We start from the raw sequence: 16920 nt of genomic DNA, 5'->3' as shown, positions 1-16920 counted from the left end.
ATCTAGTACAGCTTAGTTAAACCCAGGAAAATCAGATAAATCGGATAGTCGGATAAAAAATAGTACAAATGATAAAACACCTACGAGGATGATCGGGAAAGTTTGTTTGAAAGAATCTTTTACACGTACATGAGTTAATGTACCTCCGATAGCTGTAACGCCAAGCAATAACGCGCCAGCTGCTGCCCAGCTGTGCTCCCAGTATCCAATAATTAAAGCAATGGCAGCGATTAATTCAACGACACCCGTTACAACTCGGAACCATTGCGGCAAGCCCCATTGTTTAAAGCCGTCAACATGCATCTTCGACCCCGATACTTTACCGAATCCAGCCATCAAAAACATCAAACCTAATAGCCCCTGCAATACCAACGCTAATATTTCCATTGTAGACTCTCCTTTTTTTCTCGGTTAATGCAACCTATGAAGGCACATTATAAAACAGACTATTCTTTTCAAATATTTAATGCTTACTGTTGTTATTTCCGATTTAGGTCATACCCCCATAATCTTCAAAGTTAACTGTGCTTGTAATAAGCACATATAATACAAAAATAAAAGTGCAGTTTTAACTGCAACTCATTTAAGCACATTATAATTCGTTTCAAAACGTTTGACTAGTACTTTGTTGAAAAAATTAAACGACAAAAAAATCTACACGCTCCATCACATCATTAATAGTATACTGACGAAGGTAATCAATCGTTTTTTGCTCAGCTTCAAACAGAATTTTTTCCAGCTCTACGTCCAGTTTATGGCCTGTTTCTCCACAATTACCATCACCTTCTGGTTCAGCTGTACATGTATTTACTGCCGCGTAAATGTCGCCTAATGTAATTTCATTCGCCGTTTTTCTTAAAATATATCCGCCTTCTCTACCGCCCTTTGACTCCACAATGCCGGCTGCCGCTAATGCTTGCATAACTCTTCTCATAAAAGTTGCATGCGAATTCACCTGATTTGCAATCATCGCACTTGATAAGATGCTGCCGCTCTGCGCTAACCAGACAATGGAATGAACCGCTATTTTAAATCTAGGAGGTCCGATATTAACTCCACGATTTGCAGTACTCATATCAATCACTCCTTCAGCCACTTATGTGGCTTAAACATCATATTATGAATTGTATTTCTATTAAGCACATTATAAAGTAATGCATTTTCATGTTCAAGTTTGTCACCCCCAAGACAGTCATACTTCTTTTTCGCTTCTGTCTAACTTATAACTAGGCTTATGACATGATTCATTTAGCTAGGTAACAAACACCCAATCAACAAATACCCATCCAGCATAAATTACACAGTACACAGAACGTAAGGAGGTGCAATGAAAAATGTCTGGTCACGTTGGTGGAGCTTTCTCGAGCTTAGGGATCATCTTAGTCCTCTTTATTCTCTTGGTGATTATCGCTTGCAGTTGCGGATTTGGCGGAGTTGGCGGATACGGTGGATATGGTGGAGTTGGCGGAGTTGGCGCTGGTCATGGTAAAGGATACTAAAAAGAAGGTCTAACCCGTATCGGTGCAAGTATATAGACGTTTATATTATCCACAAGGACCATTTCGTGGGCCTTGTGGTCTTCCTTTTTCCATTACATAAATCAATATTAATAAGGAATTTATTCCATTTTATTAGTCTGCTGTAGCCTTTTATCATGTACAATAAAAGAAATAGCGATCAACTATTTTTAACTTTCTTAATTCCTTCATTTAATCGCGAATACACAAATAAGGGGCTGATTCTTGTGGTATTGTTTGCTATCCTTTTTGTCATCATTGCATTCCTTAATATCTTCTTCCCTAAGTTCGGTTGGTACATGAGATACGGCTGGATGGTTAAAGGAAATTCAGAACCTAGCGATGCTTACATACTAATGAGCCGGATAAGCAGTATCATCATTCTTATTGTTTTTCTATTTGTCATCCTGCCTAATCTTTTCTAAAATAACATCTTAAATTTTCAAAAAAAATTTGATTCCAGACCATCTAATGATACAATTGGAATGAAAATATTGGAGCAATAATGAGCCAATAATCATGAAGGAGTGAATAAAATGGCAGTTGATGTTTATTTGAATTTCAATGGGAATTGTCGTGAAGCGGTCGAATATTATGCGCAAGTGTTTGGGGCTGAAATTACAAATTTCACTACTTTCAGCGATATTCCACCAAACCCAGAATATCCCCTTCCTGAGGAAGCAAAAAACTTAGTCATGCACGCTCGCTTAAACATTTTAGGCAGCAATGTTATGTTTTCTGATGTATTCCCTGGAATGCCCTTTATTGAAGGAAACAATATAAGCCTTTCGATCGTCAGCAAAGATAAAGATGAAGTAACATCACTATTTCATAAGCTGAAGGAAAACGGCACGGTTCTAATGGAACTCCAAGAAACGTTCTGGAGCAAATGCTACGGCCAAGTAAAGGACAAGCTTGGCATCTTGTGGCAACTGAACGTTGAAGATGAGGCAGCTAACGGCTAACAAACATTAATGTTAAAAAGGATCGGGTCTATTCTTTTTATAAGAATAGTGCCCGATCCTTTTTTTTTCGCTCAAACACTGTACTTATTTTAAAGCTTTTGCCATCGCATCAAGCTTCATAATTGTTTTCCAGTTTCGAGCTGTAGCTGGCAGTAAATTTTGAAATTTTTTGGGCAGCTTGGAATCAAGAATACTGTTTCGATAAAGCACATAAATTTCTTTGCCGCTTATGTAATATTCATCATTGCCTAGGTCTACATCAGGCAAATTATTAATTTGTTCTTGTGTAGGCGCCTCTTTTAATAAAGTGAGATGTATACTCTGACCTTCGGTCAACTCAGCCGCATTGAAAGGTGATTTATCAATAATGCTTACAAGTTCATCCGACGTCCTCAGTATTACAGCGATATTAAATCCAAACACTTCACTAATCTGCTTCTCAATTGTCTCTTCTAGTTTGTTTGCATTCTCGTTTGATTCGAAAATGACATTCCCGCTGTTAATATACGTCTGCACACGTGCAAAGCCAAGCTCCTCAAACATTCGTTTAAGCTCAGCCATTTTTATCATATTATTGCCGCCAACATTAATTCCTCGTAAAAGCGCAAAATAAATGCTCATCTACAAACATCCTTTCTTTCAGCTGCTGATGTTATTTGACATTTATAGTATAACTGATTTCATCATATATCAAGTACGCCATTATTCGTCAAACAATCCTATAAATCGTTCCTACCGTTTGACATACTTTTCTGATAAAATCGTATATTCTTGTCTTGTTCTTATGCGAGCATACACGCTAATATGACAATTATTTTTATAAAGAAAGAGGAGATGAACCATGTTGATCAAAAAGAAAAATGATATTGCATTTATTTTAGAAAACTTCAAGCAACTCGCCCAGTGGGATGCAACCGGTCAAAAATTTTATTTTGTATTCGCAGATCGCAAACGTGGAGGACAATGGACTCTAATGAATAACAGTGAGGATCGATTCAGCGTACATGGATTAGGTGAAGATTACATGGATGAGCAGGAGCATTTCTTTGATGAGTCAAGCCAAATTCACTCATTCTTATGGGAAAATCGTGCTGCTTTTAATGCCGCCTTAAAACCTGCCACGATGTGCAGCTAGACGTAGATTAACATAAATAACACAAAACACACCTTTTTAAGCGTGTGTTTTGTGTATTGATTCTATAGATTATTTCTTAAAGCTCAGCCGCTGCTGAAGCAGCGCAGCAAGCTCCCCCGCATCATCCCATATCATTGGCCTAATGGACTCCGGCTGAACGCACAGCTCGTCCTCCTGTGTGCTATTCATCGTCCACACGACCTCAACATTTGCGCCAAGCGCATACCCAGCTGCAAAATAAACCTCCGGTGAATGGCTTGTAATATCCGCAATGATAAGCTTGCTTTCAGCTAGCTTCGTTATGGAATAATTTTCATTGCCGCCTGTATCTGATTGTTGAAACATAAACGGCAAATAACCAAACTGCTCTAATTTCGGAAATACATGCTCAAACCATTCCGCTCGCAATGGCTGATTGTCTGGGAGCAGCACACCGCAAGTTTTCAACTTCCTTCCCCCTGCTCTTGCTGCTGCTTCGTTCCATCCCTTCTCCGTAAGCTTAAAAGTAATCCCTTCTCTAACAATCAATTGAGCTTCCCTTAGTTTCTCCACAATGTACACGAGCTCTTGCAGGTTTGGAGAATAAGTTAAATTAAAATTTTGTGAAAGCGGCTGAATGACGATCGGTTGTCCAGGATCATCGGAATGACGATATAAATATTGAAGAAGCCGTGCTTCTTTATCTTCAATTGTAAGTGGAATATGTGGTGCTTTCTCAATCGTTTCCAAGTCATCATTTGTAAGAGTAATCTTTTCACCACAATCTAATTGTTCTCTAATGTACCCCGATATAATGGGAAAACGTTTATTTTTTATAGGATAGGACAATGAGTTAATAGCAAGGTAACTATCTCTTAATAAACTGTAATAACTTCCCGGTGCGCAGTTGCAGCCCAAATAGCGCTCATACTCACCTTTTTGTTCGATGGGTACGATCTCAGAACAGAATAAGCAGCGTTTCTTTTCCATGATCATATAACCTCCCTGTTTACATATCTTTCGCATATCTTATATGAATTCAGGGGCATAACGTCATTAATATTTATTAATATGGCTGGTAATATTTTCTGATCATCCATTTCACTGCTTTTCCCATTCTAATCTTCATGCCTATTTCCGCACTTATTCTGCTTGCATGCTACACATCCTTCAGTACGATCCTCCGAGTAATTAGCTTGTTCACGATTTCGAATCATGCGGTATAATGTCTCAGTTTCCCCATTCCAACAATCAATTTCACGATAAATGTCCACAAGTGGTGGCGGGGATTCTTTTTCATATGACCACTCACTAAAAATTTCGGTTTCTCGCCTGTTTATTCGATATTTATGATCACCTTGTGATAAAGAATACGAGTAGCTGCTAATTTTCACAATAACATGAAGAATCAACGCAGAAATAAGCATAACCATTCCGGATTTCACATTATCCGTCAAGCATAGCACCAGAATGGAGAACAAAATTGCGGGAAAAATAAAAAGAAGCGAAAAAAGATGAACGATCAGCTTCAAAAATAAAGTCCCTGCATTATGCATCGCATGCTCCTTTGAACGAATTTTTGCTCGTTATAGGATATGCGGCAACAGGTTATCCTTATTTTCAAAACAATTTACCACCTTGAATACGAAAAACTGCTGTAATCAATTACAGCAGCTTAGTAAAACCAATTATACGTTTACCAGTCCGAACCCCAAGCCGATTCGTAACCTTTATTAATGGAATGCTGTGGGACTGATTTGGATTGCGTTTCTTTAAAAGCATAATCTGTTCCCATGTAGTTGGCAAAATGCTTACTCTCTTGTCTTCGTATACGTCTTGCCTCTTTCCTATCTGGTGCAGTAGAGAACAATAGCCGCTCTTCATCTGATTCGGCTAATACGCCAGGCACTACTGTTGGTTTATCGTCATCACCTAATGCAACAAACGTCAGGAATGAGGTAGCGCACACCTTGCGACCGCCTGTAAGCAAATCCTCCGTCACTACTCGGACAAACACTTCCATAGACGTTTTATGTGACCAAGTAACGAAAGCCGATAAGCTTACTGCATCGCCTTTTCTTACTGGATGAAGAAAATCGACGGAGTCTGTTGAAGCCGTAACGACGGGACGACGAGCATGCTTTGTTGCGGCTATCGTAGCCACATCATCTATATATGCCATAAGCTTTCCACCAAAAATCGTTCCGTGATGATTGGTATCTGGCGGCAGAACAATCGATTCCTTAATGGTTAGTGATTCTGATGCTGGTCTTGATGATAAAGGGACAACTAATTTTTCTAATACGTTCATGGTAACACCTTTTTTCTTCATAAAATTTTTCGATAACGCTAAGTTTACACCCATCTTATATATAGGTAAAATACATATATCGCATAGTTTTCATTCCTTTTCACTATAGGTGCTCATAAAGCAGATTATCAATTGATTCCTGCTCTAAAGCTGAAGGAGCAATATAAATGGATCTTAAACATTTAAATTATTTTGTCGCGGTTGCTGAAGCGGGCAGCTTCACACAAGCCGCACGCAAGCTGCATGTAACCCAGCCCTCATTATCAAAAATGGTACGGTTGCTTGAAGAGGATCTTGGTGCACAGCTGATAGATCGCTCCTCCAAGCAGATCGAATTGACGGATGCTGGCCTATCGATTCTCCGTTCAGCGAAACAGATTATACAATCCTTTGAGGATATGTCGAGTGAACTTGAGGAAGTTGTGAAATTAAAAAAAGGAACGCTGCGCTTAGGCATTCCTCCCATGGTAGGCGGATATTTTTTACCGCTCATTATTGAGAAATTTTTGTCTCATTATCCTCAAATTCGATTGCATGTCATTGAACAAGGCGGGAAAAGCTTGGAACAAGATATTCTCCATGGAGAACTGGATTTCAGTATGGTCATTCTTCCCGTTAAGGACGTGGAACGGTATCATGTCCTTCCCTGCATCAACGAGAATTTACGCCTTGTTGTTCATGCTGAACACAAGCTTGCTGGTCAGAGCATGATTGAGATGAAGCAGCTAGAATCAGAGCCATTTATTATGTTTCGCAAAGATTTTACGATCCATCATTTAATTAAAGAACATTGTGAAGCAGCAGGCTTCGAGCCCAAAATCGTGTTTGAGAGCTCGCAATGGGATTTCATGACGGAAATGATTGCAGCTAAATACGGTGTAACGCTATTGCCTGAGGGCATATGCCGACAGCTGGACAAAAAACGTTTTGCTTCGGTTTCCGTTGTTCAGCCTGTAATCCCATGGCAATTGTCGATGATATGGCGCAAAGACAAGTACTTATCCTTCGCTTCGCGCGAATGGATTCGTTTTATAGAAGCAGAGCTTCAGAAGAAGTAAGAAAAAAAGTTCGCAGGATATTCACTGCGAACTTTTTTATGCTTTTTCGATTTGATTGCCTTTCCATGAGAACTGCCTTACTTCGGTTGGTGTCTTCCCCATCTGCTTTTTAACCATCCTTGCAAAATGGAAGGTTGATTTGAAACCGCATCTTATTGCAATCTCAGTAATGGATAAACCAGTATGGGTTAAATATTCAACAGCCTTTAACACCCGATAATGCCAAAGGTACTTAATCGGGGTCGTTTTTTCGCTCATTCGAAACAATCGAACAAGATGTTCTGGCGAGACACCTGCATGCTCCGCGAGCATAGTCAAAGTTATCTCCTCGTAGTAAGTACTGTGAATCAGACTTTTCGCTGTTAAAATAGACGGATGAATCTCCTCAAGTGCTCGAGTCCGCGACATTTCAGAGACATATAACAGGATCGCTGACATACCCAAGCTGCGAAGCAGATCACTTTCGGATGGATGAGCATATTGCACAGAAAGCATTAAATCTGTTAATCGATTCATCTCCTCCGAGATGCGCTGACATAGCGGAAGTTCCTCGAAGTAATCTTTTTCCGTCTCGGATAAGTCCTCAATATGAATGGATATCCAGCGATGCCAGGTTTCACCCTTGCCCCAGAATGTAAACAGTTCATGGTGCCCAGGCTTTAGCAGCACGACAGACCCAGGCGTTATCTCATGAACTTCATCATCAATCTCAATGCTCATCTCGCCCGAATGCAGCAGTACGAGCTGTATATCCTCTTGTACACGAGGGCCATAACGACCGTTAGCCGGATAAATAACTGTGCCTGCGTAAGCCGATTTGATTCTGTTGAACGTTACAGAATTAGCCATTAAATCAACGCATATTTCTCGCGCAGATCTTCACGCAATGTAACTGCTGAATCCTCACGAATGTAATGACAAACATAAGAACGACGCCAGCGGTCAGTGCTCCGATTACGGTTAGAGGAATGAATTAAAAGCTCATGGAAGAAAAGAATATCTCCTTTTTCCATAATAACAGGAATCTGTTGATTTAAATCGATGCCTTCTGTCTCGTCCGTCCATTCTTCATGCTCATCGACATTTTTCACCTTGCCATGCGGCAGAAGCCCAAGCTTATGTGTGCCAGGAATAACCCATAAGCAGCCGTTTTGTACATCTACCTGCTCTTCCATCGCAATCCAAGCGGCAACCATGGTCATTGGATCGTTTTTGATATAGTAGTAGTCCTGATGCGCAGCTTGACCAGGCGAACCCGGCTCTTTATAGAAGAACATACTTTGCACGCATACGGCCTCCTTCTCCATCAGCTGAGCTAGAGCACCCCTAACGATCGGAAGCTTCATCACTTGTCGCGAGAAGCTGTCATGCTGGTGCGGGTTGAACAGCCGAGTAGAATAGCGTGCTTTCTCGGAGGTGCGTGCCCAATCCGGCGTTTCATCAAGCGGTGTAGAACGCAGTTCATAAATATGTCTATTAAAAGCATCGATTAAATCCGCGCTGCAGCCTTTTTTGATGATAACAAATCCGTCTTTATGATATTGCTCCAGTTGTTCGTTAGATAGCGGCTTTAATAGTTCGCTTTGTGTTGTAAGCATAATGATAATCCCCTCCATTATTCGAGTGTGATTGACGCTGCTTGCAGATGTTTTGCTATACTTGTATATTACTGCGCCAATCCATCTTCAACAATGGCTCTGATTATCATCTTTGTGTCTAGAATTGATATATACGTCATTATAAAAAAGACTGCTAACCTCAGCATTACCTGCATGGTCAACAGTCCTTGCTTATTTGACTTCAAATTTATAAGCGTCTATTTCTATTCCAACCGCTTTCTTTCACTGAAATCTGAAAAAAAATCGTTTATATTTCAGCAACCGCTTCCACATTGTAAAATGCCAGCATCGGCAAATAAGTCCCCGTATCAATCAGCATCTGAGATGCCGGATTCGTCTGATATGCACCATGAACACTAAGTTTGCCGCTAGGCTTTCTCGATAATTTAAGCAACACTTCATTGCTCGATATAATGGTCCAGCCATTCAATAGAATAGCACCCTCTTCGTCCTCTATACCAAACAAATCCGCTTGTGGATTTATCGCAAATAGTCGTTCCGATACATGCTTAAAGCGCAGCTTAATGGCATGTGAATTCGATTCATGTTCCTGTATGTAAATGGCATGTTCCAAATTAGGCGAGTACGCCTGCCGCTGTAAACCATAAACCGCTTGCAATGCTATATTCGCCGCACGGCTCCCAATTATTAAATTTCCTGCAGGGCTGTTGTGAATATCGTCAGACATTGGACAATCAAGTGAAGGTATGACAGAAACCGAAGGTATGGATATTGCAGCTTGCCGCTGTGCTTCGCGCACCTTCCCCCATTGTTTGTCGTGATGCTCTTTGTCTTCTTGAATATTGGTGAAGCGGTTAAGCTGGACCGTTATAAAGGGAAGCTCAGTTATGTTCAAATCCTTACGCCAATATTGAACAACCTTTGTAAAACGCTCCAAGTAAGTATCGGCGCTTTCAGAATTGCAGTCGGAACTGCCTTGGTTCCATACCACGCCAGCCACTTTGCCGCCGCAGCGCTGCACCGTTTCGATCATATTTCGATAAAGATGACCTTCTTCATCAGGATTCCAAGCACGAAGCGCAGAACCGCCAAGAGCCGTTTGTACGAAACCAATAGGATAATGGAGCTCATTTTGCAACAACTTGCCAAAATGCAGCCACGGACTATGTGCTGGATTTACCCACTCCATATTCACCTCATGGATTGTTGCCGTGGAGTCGTTGAACGGATGCGTTGCGAGATCCCACAATCCGTTATTTCTTAGCAAATGAACCCCTAGCATCGGTCTATCTTCTACCGTTCCTCTTCCATAACCTGCCGCATTGCTTTGACCGGCTATGATCCATAAATCTCCGACACCGATATGATGGATCATATCTCCGCGTATCGCTCCTGAACCAAGTACCGCATTCTGATCATGCTGCAAGCAAGTTTCCAAGCGGTATAAACCACCAGTCGGAACATGTAAGGTAACTCGCCATCCATTCTCACTCACCATTTCACATGGTGTCCAGCTTAATACATCTCTAYCGTTATTCTCATGAACCACTCTTGCAAACACTTGGAATGGACCAATGTGCACTGCCTGGTCCACTTCCCAAGTGCCCGATAACGCAAACTTACCTCTTCCGTCTACTTGCTGAATAATTTCCCAAGCCACAGGACCTTTCTCCAAAAAAACGCCAAATGACATGATCAACAAAACCGCCTTTCCTATTTCGTTCTCCTTACAATAGTACTCTTCTTCTTGAATGACTTATATAACAAGTTGGCAATTATTTATTCATTAGCTATTTTTTTATGCGCGGCCAAAAGTTTCGAAAAAAAAGTGAAACAAAAAATGGAAATTTATCGTTTAGAATGTAACATACATCATCGGCATCTATACATTAGGACCAATTAAATACCCATTCAAACAATTGTAATCGCCTAAATGCAAAAAAAGGAGTGCTAACCTTTGAAAAAACGTATTTTCACGAAAGTATGCCTTGCGGTTTTATTAGCATTATCACTAACACCTCTCAGTAATTTAAAGGCTGCAGAAAGCAGTTCCAATTCGCTCACAGGATTTACTCAGGTCGAAATGGCTGGTAACGTAGCATTAGCGTTAGACAATCAAGGAATGGTATGGGCATGGGGCAATAACTTTGCTGGTCAACTGGGAGATGGAACAATTGGTTTCAAATCGGCTGCGGTACCTGTATTCAGTGACGTTGCTAAAGTTCAAGTCACAGGCTTTTACAGCCTCGCACTCAAAAAAGATGGTACAGTGTGGTTCTGGGGCGGGAACGGTGATGGCGTAAGCGGTTTTGATACCTATGATACAAACGCACAAGCTATTGTAACAAAACCTAAAATGGTTAATGGTCTTACAGATGTCATCGATATTGCTGCAAAAGAAGACCATAATCTAGCATTAAAGTCAGATGGCACGGTATGGTCATGGGGGAACGGCGGTTTGGGTCAATTGGGTCGCATGGACATCAGCGCCTATAAGCCTGAAGATTATCGCAAACGCGTCAGTGAACAAAATATTCCAAAGCAAGTTGCTGGACTAAAAGATATTGTCTCCGTCCACGCAGGAAGCTTCCTTTCAGCAGCAATTAATGCGAAAGGAGAAACTTGGATTTGGGGTCATTACAATGGATGGGGCAGCGATACAGGAGATTTGATGAGTCCATTTAAGCTACCTGGCATTTATGCTAAAAAAGTTTCTGCCACATGGGAAAAATCGATTGTTCTCGACATGGATGGTACAGTGTGGGAAATAAACAAAGGTTTAAAACTCAATAAACTTCTAACATCGGCTTCTGATATAAGCTGTGGAACATTTAGCTGCGCAGCACTTCATTCCGATGGAACGTTATGGGGTTTATATAATAATTCTAAAGATTTAGTTGATCCATCACCCATTGCAGGCATTTCAAATGTGAAACAATTTGCGATCCATTCACTTAATCAAGATTTTTTTATTATTTTGAAGGTAGACGGAACTCTATGGTCTAAACAACCATTCGGATATGGAACAGGCAGTGAAACCATTATGGACTATTACAATCAAATGAATATTCCTTCAAGTGAAATGGTTTCAAAGCTGCGCCAAGTGAAGAAAGCCATCACAGTAAAGCTCGACGGAAAGACGATAACRCTCACTTCTAATCCCTATATTTACAAAGGCGTTACTTTCGTTCCGCTTCGCAGTACATTTAATGAACTAGGCGCAAAAGTGGAATACGTAAAAGGGAAAATGACCATATCGAATGCTAACCATACACTGAATCTCACCATTAGAGAGAAAGAAGCGTTTATCGATGGCAAGCAGATAACGTTAGACTATCCTCCGATGATTATTGATACAATGACCATGGTTCCCTTGCGTTTTGTTATTGAAGGCCTTGATCGTAAAATTGATTGGGATCCTGATAATCGAGTTATTTCCATAAGCAAATAAACAAAAGCCACCAGACCTATTGATCTGGTGGCTTTGATTTTCCATTGTCGTTACTGTAAATAAAAAATGCTAATTAATTTGGTCTAACAATCCTCTTCGCTTTCGCAGCTTCCAACCAGCTCGGAAATTCGTTTAATAGCTGATCATACAATAATTCATCAGATACAGCTGCTATATCATCCAAATGTATAAAGTTTGCGTTATCGACAATCCGGCCTTCCATGGTGTCTAGATGCTTCAACACCTCAAAATCGGAATGACCAATGCCAACGAACTGCCAGAAAATCGGCTGAACCGCTGCGGCAGTAATGACCTTTTTAATCGGTTTTACGACTCCGCCATCATTAATGAATATAATAAATACTGGCGTGGCCGCTTCCTCTTCCACCGTATATTTACGAATGACATCTTCCATAACTGGAGGTTCATTGTTGCGCCCAAACTTATGTATGTTGTTATTATCCAATATTTTTCGTTGGACGTATTGATCAAAATCTTTTTCTGAAACAGAAGGCAATCGGCTAAAATGAGTATCATAAACCCAGACATCGAGCATCCCGTTATCATCAAATTTACTGGCAACCGCGAGAATTCGTTCCACTACTTCCTGCACGGTGCCATTTCTGTATAATGACTGCATAGAACCTGAAATATCAAGTACAATACCTACTCTAGCCGCAACACTCGTTAATTTTTTCTTCTCCAACGTAATTTGGACGATCTTTTTCCGCAAATCAATGGATGATAAAGTCATTTCGGCTGCAGCAGCTGCTACCTCTGCTTCTTCCCTCTCAATCTCTAGACCAAAGCTTGTACATAACGCTTCAAGCCCTCCGTAAAAACCGCTCCCAATTGCATTAAACTTCCACTCACCGTTATATCTATACAATTCACCGACAACTACAGCCGTTTCCTTTGTAAACGCCAAGCCATAATCAAATCGGAACAACTCTTCATCTGTACTTCCATTTACTAGTCGAATATATAAATGCGATGCGTTTTGCATAAAATGGCCAAGCCGTTCGCCCTCATGAATCGTCACTGTAAAAGCTATTTTTTCCGTATTTTTACTCAGCCGCTTCAAGTGTATCGTGATTGCCTCCTTATCACCGCTCTTCTCTGTCACATCATGCGAAATCGAACCATCGTGTGCTTGTGGATTGCCATAAAATATAAAATGTTCATCTCTCTCGCAGATATTTCGATCAGATAATAGAAAAGCAGCAGCATCGATGCTCATCGATGATTCTCTAGACGTCCAACCAAATTGAACTCTCACAGATGTAAGTTCGCGTCCTCTAGTGATATCTACCTTTTGACCCTTCGACAATAACATACATCCCGCTCCATTTCGATTTAACTAGTATTCTTCACTCTATTATCTACGAAACTATGGCTAAAGTCCTCCTCCAAACTATCCATTTTTTTCAAAATGTTCGTTTACAAAAGGATATAATTATTATAAAATTCTTTATAACGAACATTAAGTTCGCAATTAGAGCGGGGACGGGAGGTGTTGATGTCATGTCCAAATTCAAAAAAATCTTATCACTTACGTTGCTGATCACCATCTGTATGTATCCTGCTTCCGCATTTGCTGCATCCAGTAAAGAACCATACGATGAAAAGAAAGGTTTCTTATCAAGTATCTTGTCTGTGTTCTCCATTACGAAAAGTACAATCAACAGCAACAACAACAGCAACAACAGCAATAATAATAAGCAAAACAACAACAAGAATCCTAATAACAATAATCATTCAAACCAACCAAGTAAAAATAAGAACGACAAAGATTGGGACAAGAAAGGCTGGTTTGACTGGTTCGACAATGATGATTGGTTCGACAATGATGATTGGTGGGATGATATCTGTTGGTGGGATAAGCATAAGGACGATTCATTCAAAATTTGGGAGCGTTATTATTGTTATTGATACCAGCTTGTCCGGTAACCGTTGGTTAAAACCAGCGGTTATTTTTTATTTATGCTCCTTAAGGAAATTTATATGGCATTTATTGTCGAAATAGATTCGCTCAAATCGTATAAGCTTTCCGATAAGAGGACGGGTTCATGCCAAACGATTTCTTGAAGCTTTTGCTCAAATGATGCTCATCCGTAAACCCGCACTGCTCTGCTATTTGCGCAAGCGTTAATGAAGAATTAACTAACATAAGCTTAACCTTATCCATTCTTAGATTAGCGGCGTACGAACTTGGTGTCGTTTGAAATTCCTGCTTAAACAGCCTGGTCAATTGCACTTGGCTGAGGCCAAGCTCCATCGCGATCGCCTTCAAGGAAACGCCCTCTTCCGCTTGCTGCTGAAGCATATGTACCGCGCGCTGCAGGACCTGGTTCTCGCTATATAAATAATTTATCTTACGATTCATGCTTTCAATCTGATAGACATACATCAAATCCCTTAACAGATGTTGCTTGTATTTCAGCGCCAGACTATCCTTCACATAACGAGCTTCGCGAAGCAACGAAAGTGTAGAACTCATTCTTTTTTTGTTCAGCAGAATAAGCTTTCCTGTAGGGGGCAAAGTGGTGTTGTCCTCCCAGGCAGCGCTATCTGCATTCCGCCACTGAAACCCGATGAGATGAAATGACAAGCCATCTGTTTTACGGTAAAAGGTCATATGGGGCGGACAAAGCACCATCTCCCCTTTTACAGCTCTCTCGCTCCTCGAATTTCCCATTCTATACTCAAAGCCGCCTTCTTCAACAATGAATAAAGCCCAGTGATCGTAAGTATCCTCTGTCTTCTGAAAATGCGAAGCATCCTTCACGAACACATGGTAAATCAGCTCGGGCTCGCGAAACCAAGGCTTGTCCAATTCCATCATCCCTTTTATGAAATTATTTACAAGAAAGTTGATTAATCTATACATTATACAACGAAAATTTGTCGCATATAATAAAATTAATTACAAGAAGGAGGAGAGGCTAATGCGTACAGCTTCGCTAAATATTCCAGAATTAATGAGCCGTTTTCATGAACAAGGATACTTGGTTTTACCCGATATACTTTCACAGAAAAAGGTATCCCTCCTGAATTCAGCTATCGATGAGGTCCTTGCAGAGGAGGAAGATACGTTCGCTCATAATATTTATAATAGCGTCTCTCGGCACACTGAAATTGCCTCATTGATCGATCACGAAGAAATCCTTCCCTTAATCGTTAATTTGCTTGGACATAATATTCAGCTGCATATTTCTCATCTAACCGTGAGAAAACCTAATCCAAATGATATAAAGACGGCTTCCCACAGCTTTATCGATTGGCATCAAGACGGCCCTCATCCACAGTTTCCGGTTATTGCAGGCTTAACAGCTACTTATTATATAAAAGTCTGTTATATTTTGAGCGATATGGCACAGCCGAACCGCGGCAATACAAAGGTTATTCCGGGCAGCCACAGGCAGCCCTATAATCCGAACCATAAGGATGTGCGCCAGCAATTGGATGGCGAGGTACAAGTGTGCGGAAAGCCGGGTGATGTATTTATTTTCGCACAAAATTTATGGCATGCCGGATCGATCAATCAATCCGAATTTACAAGAAGGCAGCTCTTTCTCGGCTATAGCCCGATCTGGATGCGTCCGATTGACTATCATCAGGCAGACGAGCATCTATTAAAGGATCCCGATCCGATCCGCCGTCAACTACTTGGACAAATCAGCGACAATAAATTCAAATTTTATGTCCCGGAAGAATCGATGGTACCGCTCAAAAAGATGGTTATCGACAGCGTCTGATAAAGCCGAAGCTGGGCACACATAAGGACCGTTTGCTCACCTCATCGTGATGCAAACGGTCCTTTTATATCAGCTTGAGATGTCCGATAGCTCCGACAGCAGCATGAGTACGAGTCCCTGCCCATAAAGCGTTGGATAACAAGCGATCTCATTGTAAGCTTCGATTGAAGGCATGATTGGCGACCCGCCGGACACGCCCATGACTTCCCCGCTCGGCTTTATTTTAAGAAGAATAGCATCTGCCGCAAGGTAGGCAGCATTCAAATAATCCGCATCGAGCAAGCCTTGACGTACCGCTTTCACAATGCCGCAAGAAATGCCGGCGCTGCCCGACGTCTCCGAATAAAATTCAGGACGGTCAAGCACCGTTGCCCATAGGCCTTCCTCATGTTGAAAGCGAATAAGGCTGCGCATGAGCAATTGATAACGTTCGAGCGTTTCCTTCGGAACAACTGCTAAACCTTCCAGCTCTTCTACTATCATCGGCACCGCCACCGCTATCCACGCATTAGCTCTCGTCCAGCGGGCAGCCGAAAGATGGTTCCGTGCCTCCGAATTCCAGCCATGAAACAGCACACCCGTATCCTTATCTTGCAGCAGCGTTAAATGCAGCTCCACCTGACGTACGGCCTCTTTCGCATAATCCACATTCCCAGTGAGTTTCGCAGGTTTAGCCAATAACAAAACCGCCATAAAAATAGTATCCGCCCATACCTGCTCCGGGAATTTCACATTTTCCGTAACCGTATGCTCGAAGGCACCTTCCCTTGTACGGGGCGCCGCCGTCATCATCCATTGTCCAATTCGCTCTGCTGTCTCCAAAAAAACAGGGTCATGCGTATGCTCATAAAGCGCTGGAAAAACCGTATATGGCGCCATCGCATTAATGACTCTGATCTTCTCCGCAAGGTGTAAATTATTTTGCGACCATTTTATTAACTCCGTCATCGTCTCTGATTCACCTGTAAGCTCATAATAAGACAGCATCGCAATGACGCCGACTCCCGGCACCCAGTCCCAATGGTTCAAATCCATGCCCCAACTACCGGAATGATCCTCCAGCATATAGTGATATACACGATCAGCCGCCTGCTTCACTATTTCCCGCGATAACTTCGTTTTCATGCCTGCTCCTCCACCTCCATAAAATGATGCAGCTTCACCGT

At 41.4% G+C, this 16920-nt stretch carries 19 protein-coding genes and 1 pseudogene; 8 read left to right on the top strand and 12 right to left on the bottom strand.

Features of this window, described 5'->3' with window-relative positions:
• Positions 1 to 12: 12 nt before the first annotated feature.
• Both AC1DPK_RS32125 and AC1DPK_RS32120 read right to left on the bottom strand, forming a co-directional pair.
• Complete coding sequence (locus tag AC1DPK_RS32125; RefSeq protein ID WP_076265768.1) at positions 13 to 387, bottom strand: DoxX family protein; 375 nt, start codon at positions 385 to 387, stop codon at positions 13 to 15.
• A gap of 250 nt (positions 388 to 637) precedes the next feature.
• Positions 638 to 1075, bottom strand: coding sequence for an RrF2 family transcriptional regulator (locus tag AC1DPK_RS32120; protein WP_441875475.1), 438 nt, complete (start codon positions 1073 to 1075; stop codon positions 638 to 640).
• A 259-nt stretch (positions 1076 to 1334) separates the two neighbouring features.
• Here AC1DPK_RS32120 and AC1DPK_RS32115 point away from each other — a divergent pair, with 259 nt between their 5' ends.
• The 3 genes from AC1DPK_RS32115 (at position 1335) to AC1DPK_RS32105 (ending at position 2482) form a co-directional block, all read left to right on the top strand.
• Positions 1335 to 1499 (top strand): hypothetical protein, encoded by a 165-nt coding sequence (locus tag AC1DPK_RS32115; protein ID WP_477512793.1) that lies wholly within the window; start codon positions 1335 to 1337, stop codon positions 1497 to 1499.
• A gap of 155 nt (positions 1500 to 1654) precedes the next feature.
• Positions 1655 to 1942 (top strand): DUF6199 family natural product biosynthesis protein, encoded by a 288-nt coding sequence (locus AC1DPK_RS32110; protein ID WP_477512792.1) that lies wholly within the window; start codon positions 1655 to 1657, stop codon positions 1940 to 1942.
• A 111-nt stretch (positions 1943 to 2053) separates the two neighbouring features.
• Positions 2054 to 2482 carry a VOC family protein gene (locus tag AC1DPK_RS32105; protein ID WP_430058757.1) on the top strand — a complete coding sequence of 143 codons (429 nt, stop codon included), beginning with the start codon at positions 2054 to 2056 and terminating at the stop codon, positions 2480 to 2482.
• A gap of 84 nt (positions 2483 to 2566) precedes the next feature.
• Here the strand turns inward: AC1DPK_RS32105 and AC1DPK_RS32100 are convergent, their stop codons facing one another.
• Positions 2567 to 3103, bottom strand: coding sequence for a DUF1697 domain-containing protein (locus AC1DPK_RS32100; protein WP_430058754.1), 537 nt, complete (start codon positions 3101 to 3103; stop codon positions 2567 to 2569).
• A 220-nt stretch (positions 3104 to 3323) separates the two neighbouring features.
• Here AC1DPK_RS32100 and AC1DPK_RS32095 point away from each other — a divergent pair, with 220 nt between their 5' ends.
• Positions 3324 to 3617, top strand: a complete 294-nt coding sequence (locus AC1DPK_RS32095; protein ID WP_441875463.1) for a hypothetical protein — start codon at positions 3324 to 3326, stop codon at positions 3615 to 3617.
• A gap of 69 nt (positions 3618 to 3686) precedes the next feature.
• Here the strand turns inward: AC1DPK_RS32095 and AC1DPK_RS32090 are convergent, their stop codons facing one another.
• Together AC1DPK_RS32090 and AC1DPK_RS32085 are read right to left on the bottom strand one after the other, a co-directional pair.
• Positions 3687 to 4586, bottom strand: a complete 900-nt coding sequence (locus AC1DPK_RS32090; RefSeq protein ID WP_477512791.1) for a hypothetical protein — start codon at positions 4584 to 4586, stop codon at positions 3687 to 3689.
• Positions 4587 to 5292: 706 nt separating this feature from the next.
• Positions 5293 to 5907, bottom strand: coding sequence for an acyl-CoA thioesterase (locus tag AC1DPK_RS32085; RefSeq protein WP_477512790.1), 615 nt, complete (start codon positions 5905 to 5907; stop codon positions 5293 to 5295).
• Between the two features lie 167 nt (positions 5908 to 6074).
• Here AC1DPK_RS32085 and AC1DPK_RS32080 point away from each other — a divergent pair, with 167 nt between their 5' ends.
• Positions 6075 to 6965 carry a LysR family transcriptional regulator gene (locus AC1DPK_RS32080; protein WP_441875454.1) on the top strand — a complete coding sequence of 297 codons (891 nt, stop codon included), beginning with the start codon at positions 6075 to 6077 and terminating at the stop codon, positions 6963 to 6965.
• Between the two features lie 36 nt (positions 6966 to 7001).
• On the opposite strand, the gene AC1DPK_RS32075 is transcribed toward AC1DPK_RS32080, so the two are convergent.
• The 3 genes from AC1DPK_RS32075 to AC1DPK_RS32065 all read right to left on the bottom strand — a co-directional run bounded on the left by AC1DPK_RS32075 (position 7002) and on the right by AC1DPK_RS32065 (position 10238).
• Complete coding sequence (locus AC1DPK_RS32075) at positions 7002 to 7814, bottom strand: helix-turn-helix transcriptional regulator (RefSeq protein WP_477512789.1); 813 nt, start codon at positions 7812 to 7814, stop codon at positions 7002 to 7004.
• A complete protein-coding gene (locus AC1DPK_RS32070) occupies positions 7814 to 8563 on the bottom strand; it encodes a phytanoyl-CoA dioxygenase family protein (RefSeq protein WP_339202781.1) in 750 nt (249 codons plus the stop codon). The genes AC1DPK_RS32075 and AC1DPK_RS32070 overlap by 1 nt, the downstream gene beginning before the upstream one ends.
• Before the next feature lie 268 nt (positions 8564 to 8831).
• Positions 8832 to 10238, bottom strand: coding sequence for a sialate O-acetylesterase (locus AC1DPK_RS32065; protein ID WP_477512788.1), 1407 nt, complete (start codon positions 10236 to 10238; stop codon positions 8832 to 8834).
• A gap of 264 nt (positions 10239 to 10502) precedes the next feature.
• On the opposite strand from AC1DPK_RS32065, the gene AC1DPK_RS32060 reads away from it, so the two are divergent.
• On the top strand, positions 10503 to 11996 hold the full coding sequence (locus AC1DPK_RS32060; protein ID WP_441875442.1) for a stalk domain-containing protein: 1494 nt from the start codon (positions 10503 to 10505) through the stop codon (positions 11994 to 11996).
• A 73-nt stretch (positions 11997 to 12069) separates the two neighbouring features.
• Here AC1DPK_RS32060 and AC1DPK_RS32055 read toward each other — a convergent pair whose 3' ends face one another.
• The gene (locus AC1DPK_RS32055) at positions 12070 to 12750 is read right to left on the bottom strand and encodes a vWA domain-containing protein (protein WP_477512795.1); all 681 of its coding nucleotides are present in this window, start codon (positions 12748 to 12750) and stop codon (positions 12070 to 12072) included.
• A 63-nt stretch (positions 12751 to 12813) separates the two neighbouring features.
• Positions 12814 to 13332 (bottom strand): annotated as a pseudogene (locus AC1DPK_RS32050) (TerD family protein); the annotation flags it as partial.
• A gap of 188 nt (positions 13333 to 13520) precedes the next feature.
• Between AC1DPK_RS32050 and AC1DPK_RS32045 the strand changes: the two are divergent.
• Positions 13521 to 13928: a hypothetical protein gene (locus AC1DPK_RS32045; RefSeq protein ID WP_477512787.1), complete on the top strand. Its 408-nt coding sequence runs from the start codon at positions 13521 to 13523 to the stop codon at positions 13926 to 13928.
• 100 nt (positions 13929 to 14028) lie between these two features.
• Here the strand turns inward: AC1DPK_RS32045 and AC1DPK_RS32040 are convergent, their stop codons facing one another.
• Positions 14029 to 14838 (bottom strand): helix-turn-helix domain-containing protein, encoded by an 810-nt coding sequence (locus tag AC1DPK_RS32040; RefSeq protein ID WP_477512794.1) that lies wholly within the window; start codon positions 14836 to 14838, stop codon positions 14029 to 14031.
• Positions 14839 to 14944: 106 nt separating this feature from the next.
• On the opposite strand from AC1DPK_RS32040, the gene AC1DPK_RS32035 reads away from it, so the two are divergent.
• Positions 14945 to 15754 (top strand): phytanoyl-CoA dioxygenase family protein, encoded by an 810-nt coding sequence (locus AC1DPK_RS32035; RefSeq protein ID WP_477512786.1) that lies wholly within the window; start codon positions 14945 to 14947, stop codon positions 15752 to 15754.
• A 69-nt stretch (positions 15755 to 15823) separates the two neighbouring features.
• Here the strand turns inward: AC1DPK_RS32035 and AC1DPK_RS32030 are convergent, their stop codons facing one another.
• The gene (locus AC1DPK_RS32030) at positions 15824 to 16879 is read right to left on the bottom strand and encodes a glycoside hydrolase family 88/105 protein (protein ID WP_477512785.1); all 1056 of its coding nucleotides are present in this window, start codon (positions 16877 to 16879) and stop codon (positions 15824 to 15826) included.
• Positions 16880 to 16920: the final 41 nt, after the last annotated feature.

Source organism: Paenibacillus sp. 01T424 (assembly GCF_056398745.1).
Note: the sequence above shows the minus strand (reverse complement) of the source record. Positions and strands in the feature narration are given on the sequence as shown.

Coding starts and splice junctions, on each gene's coding strand:
- AC1DPK_RS32110 (WP_477512792.1), top strand. CDS start 1,655: ATGTACAATAAAAGAAATAGCGATCAACTATTTTTAACTTTCTTAATT.
- AC1DPK_RS32080 (WP_441875454.1), top strand. CDS start 6,075: ATGGATCTTAAACATTTAAATTATTTTGTCGCGGTTGCTGAAGCGGGC.
- AC1DPK_RS32090 (WP_477512791.1), bottom strand. CDS start 4,586: ATGGAAAAGAAACGCTGCTTATTCTGTTCTGAGATCGTACCCATCGAA.
- AC1DPK_RS32075 (WP_477512789.1), bottom strand. CDS start 7,814: ATGGCTAATTCTGTAACGTTCAACAGAATCAAATCGGCTTACGCAGGC.
- AC1DPK_RS32125 (WP_076265768.1), bottom strand. CDS start 387: ATGGAAATATTAGCGTTGGTATTGCAGGGGCTATTAGGTTTGATGTTT.
- AC1DPK_RS32120 (WP_441875475.1), bottom strand. CDS start 1,075: ATGAGTACTGCAAATCGTGGAGTTAATATCGGACCTCCTAGATTTAAA.
- AC1DPK_RS32095 (WP_441875463.1), top strand. CDS start 3,324: ATGTTGATCAAAAAGAAAAATGATATTGCATTTATTTTAGAAAACTTC.
- AC1DPK_RS32105 (WP_430058757.1), top strand. CDS start 2,054: ATGGCAGTTGATGTTTATTTGAATTTCAATGGGAATTGTCGTGAAGCG.
- AC1DPK_RS32055 (WP_477512795.1), bottom strand. CDS start 12,750: ATGACTTTATCATCCATTGATTTGCGGAAAAAGATCGTCCAAATTACG.
- AC1DPK_RS32070 (WP_339202781.1), bottom strand. CDS start 8,563: ATGCTTACAACACAAAGCGAACTATTAAAGCCGCTATCTAACGAACAA.
- AC1DPK_RS32045 (WP_477512787.1), top strand. CDS start 13,521: ATGTCCAAATTCAAAAAAATCTTATCACTTACGTTGCTGATCACCATC.
- AC1DPK_RS32035 (WP_477512786.1), top strand. CDS start 14,945: ATGCGTACAGCTTCGCTAAATATTCCAGAATTAATGAGCCGTTTTCAT.
- AC1DPK_RS32115 (WP_477512793.1), top strand. CDS start 1,335: ATGTCTGGTCACGTTGGTGGAGCTTTCTCGAGCTTAGGGATCATCTTA.
- AC1DPK_RS32085 (WP_477512790.1), bottom strand. CDS start 5,907: ATGAACGTATTAGAAAAATTAGTTGTCCCTTTATCATCAAGACCAGCA.
- AC1DPK_RS32100 (WP_430058754.1), bottom strand. CDS start 3,103: ATGAGCATTTATTTTGCGCTTTTACGAGGAATTAATGTTGGCGGCAAT.
- AC1DPK_RS32030 (WP_477512785.1), bottom strand. CDS start 16,879: ATGAAAACGAAGTTATCGCGGGAAATAGTGAAGCAGGCGGCTGATCGT.
- AC1DPK_RS32040 (WP_477512794.1), bottom strand. CDS start 14,838: ATGGAATTGGACAAGCCTTGGTTTCGCGAGCCCGAGCTGATTTACCAT.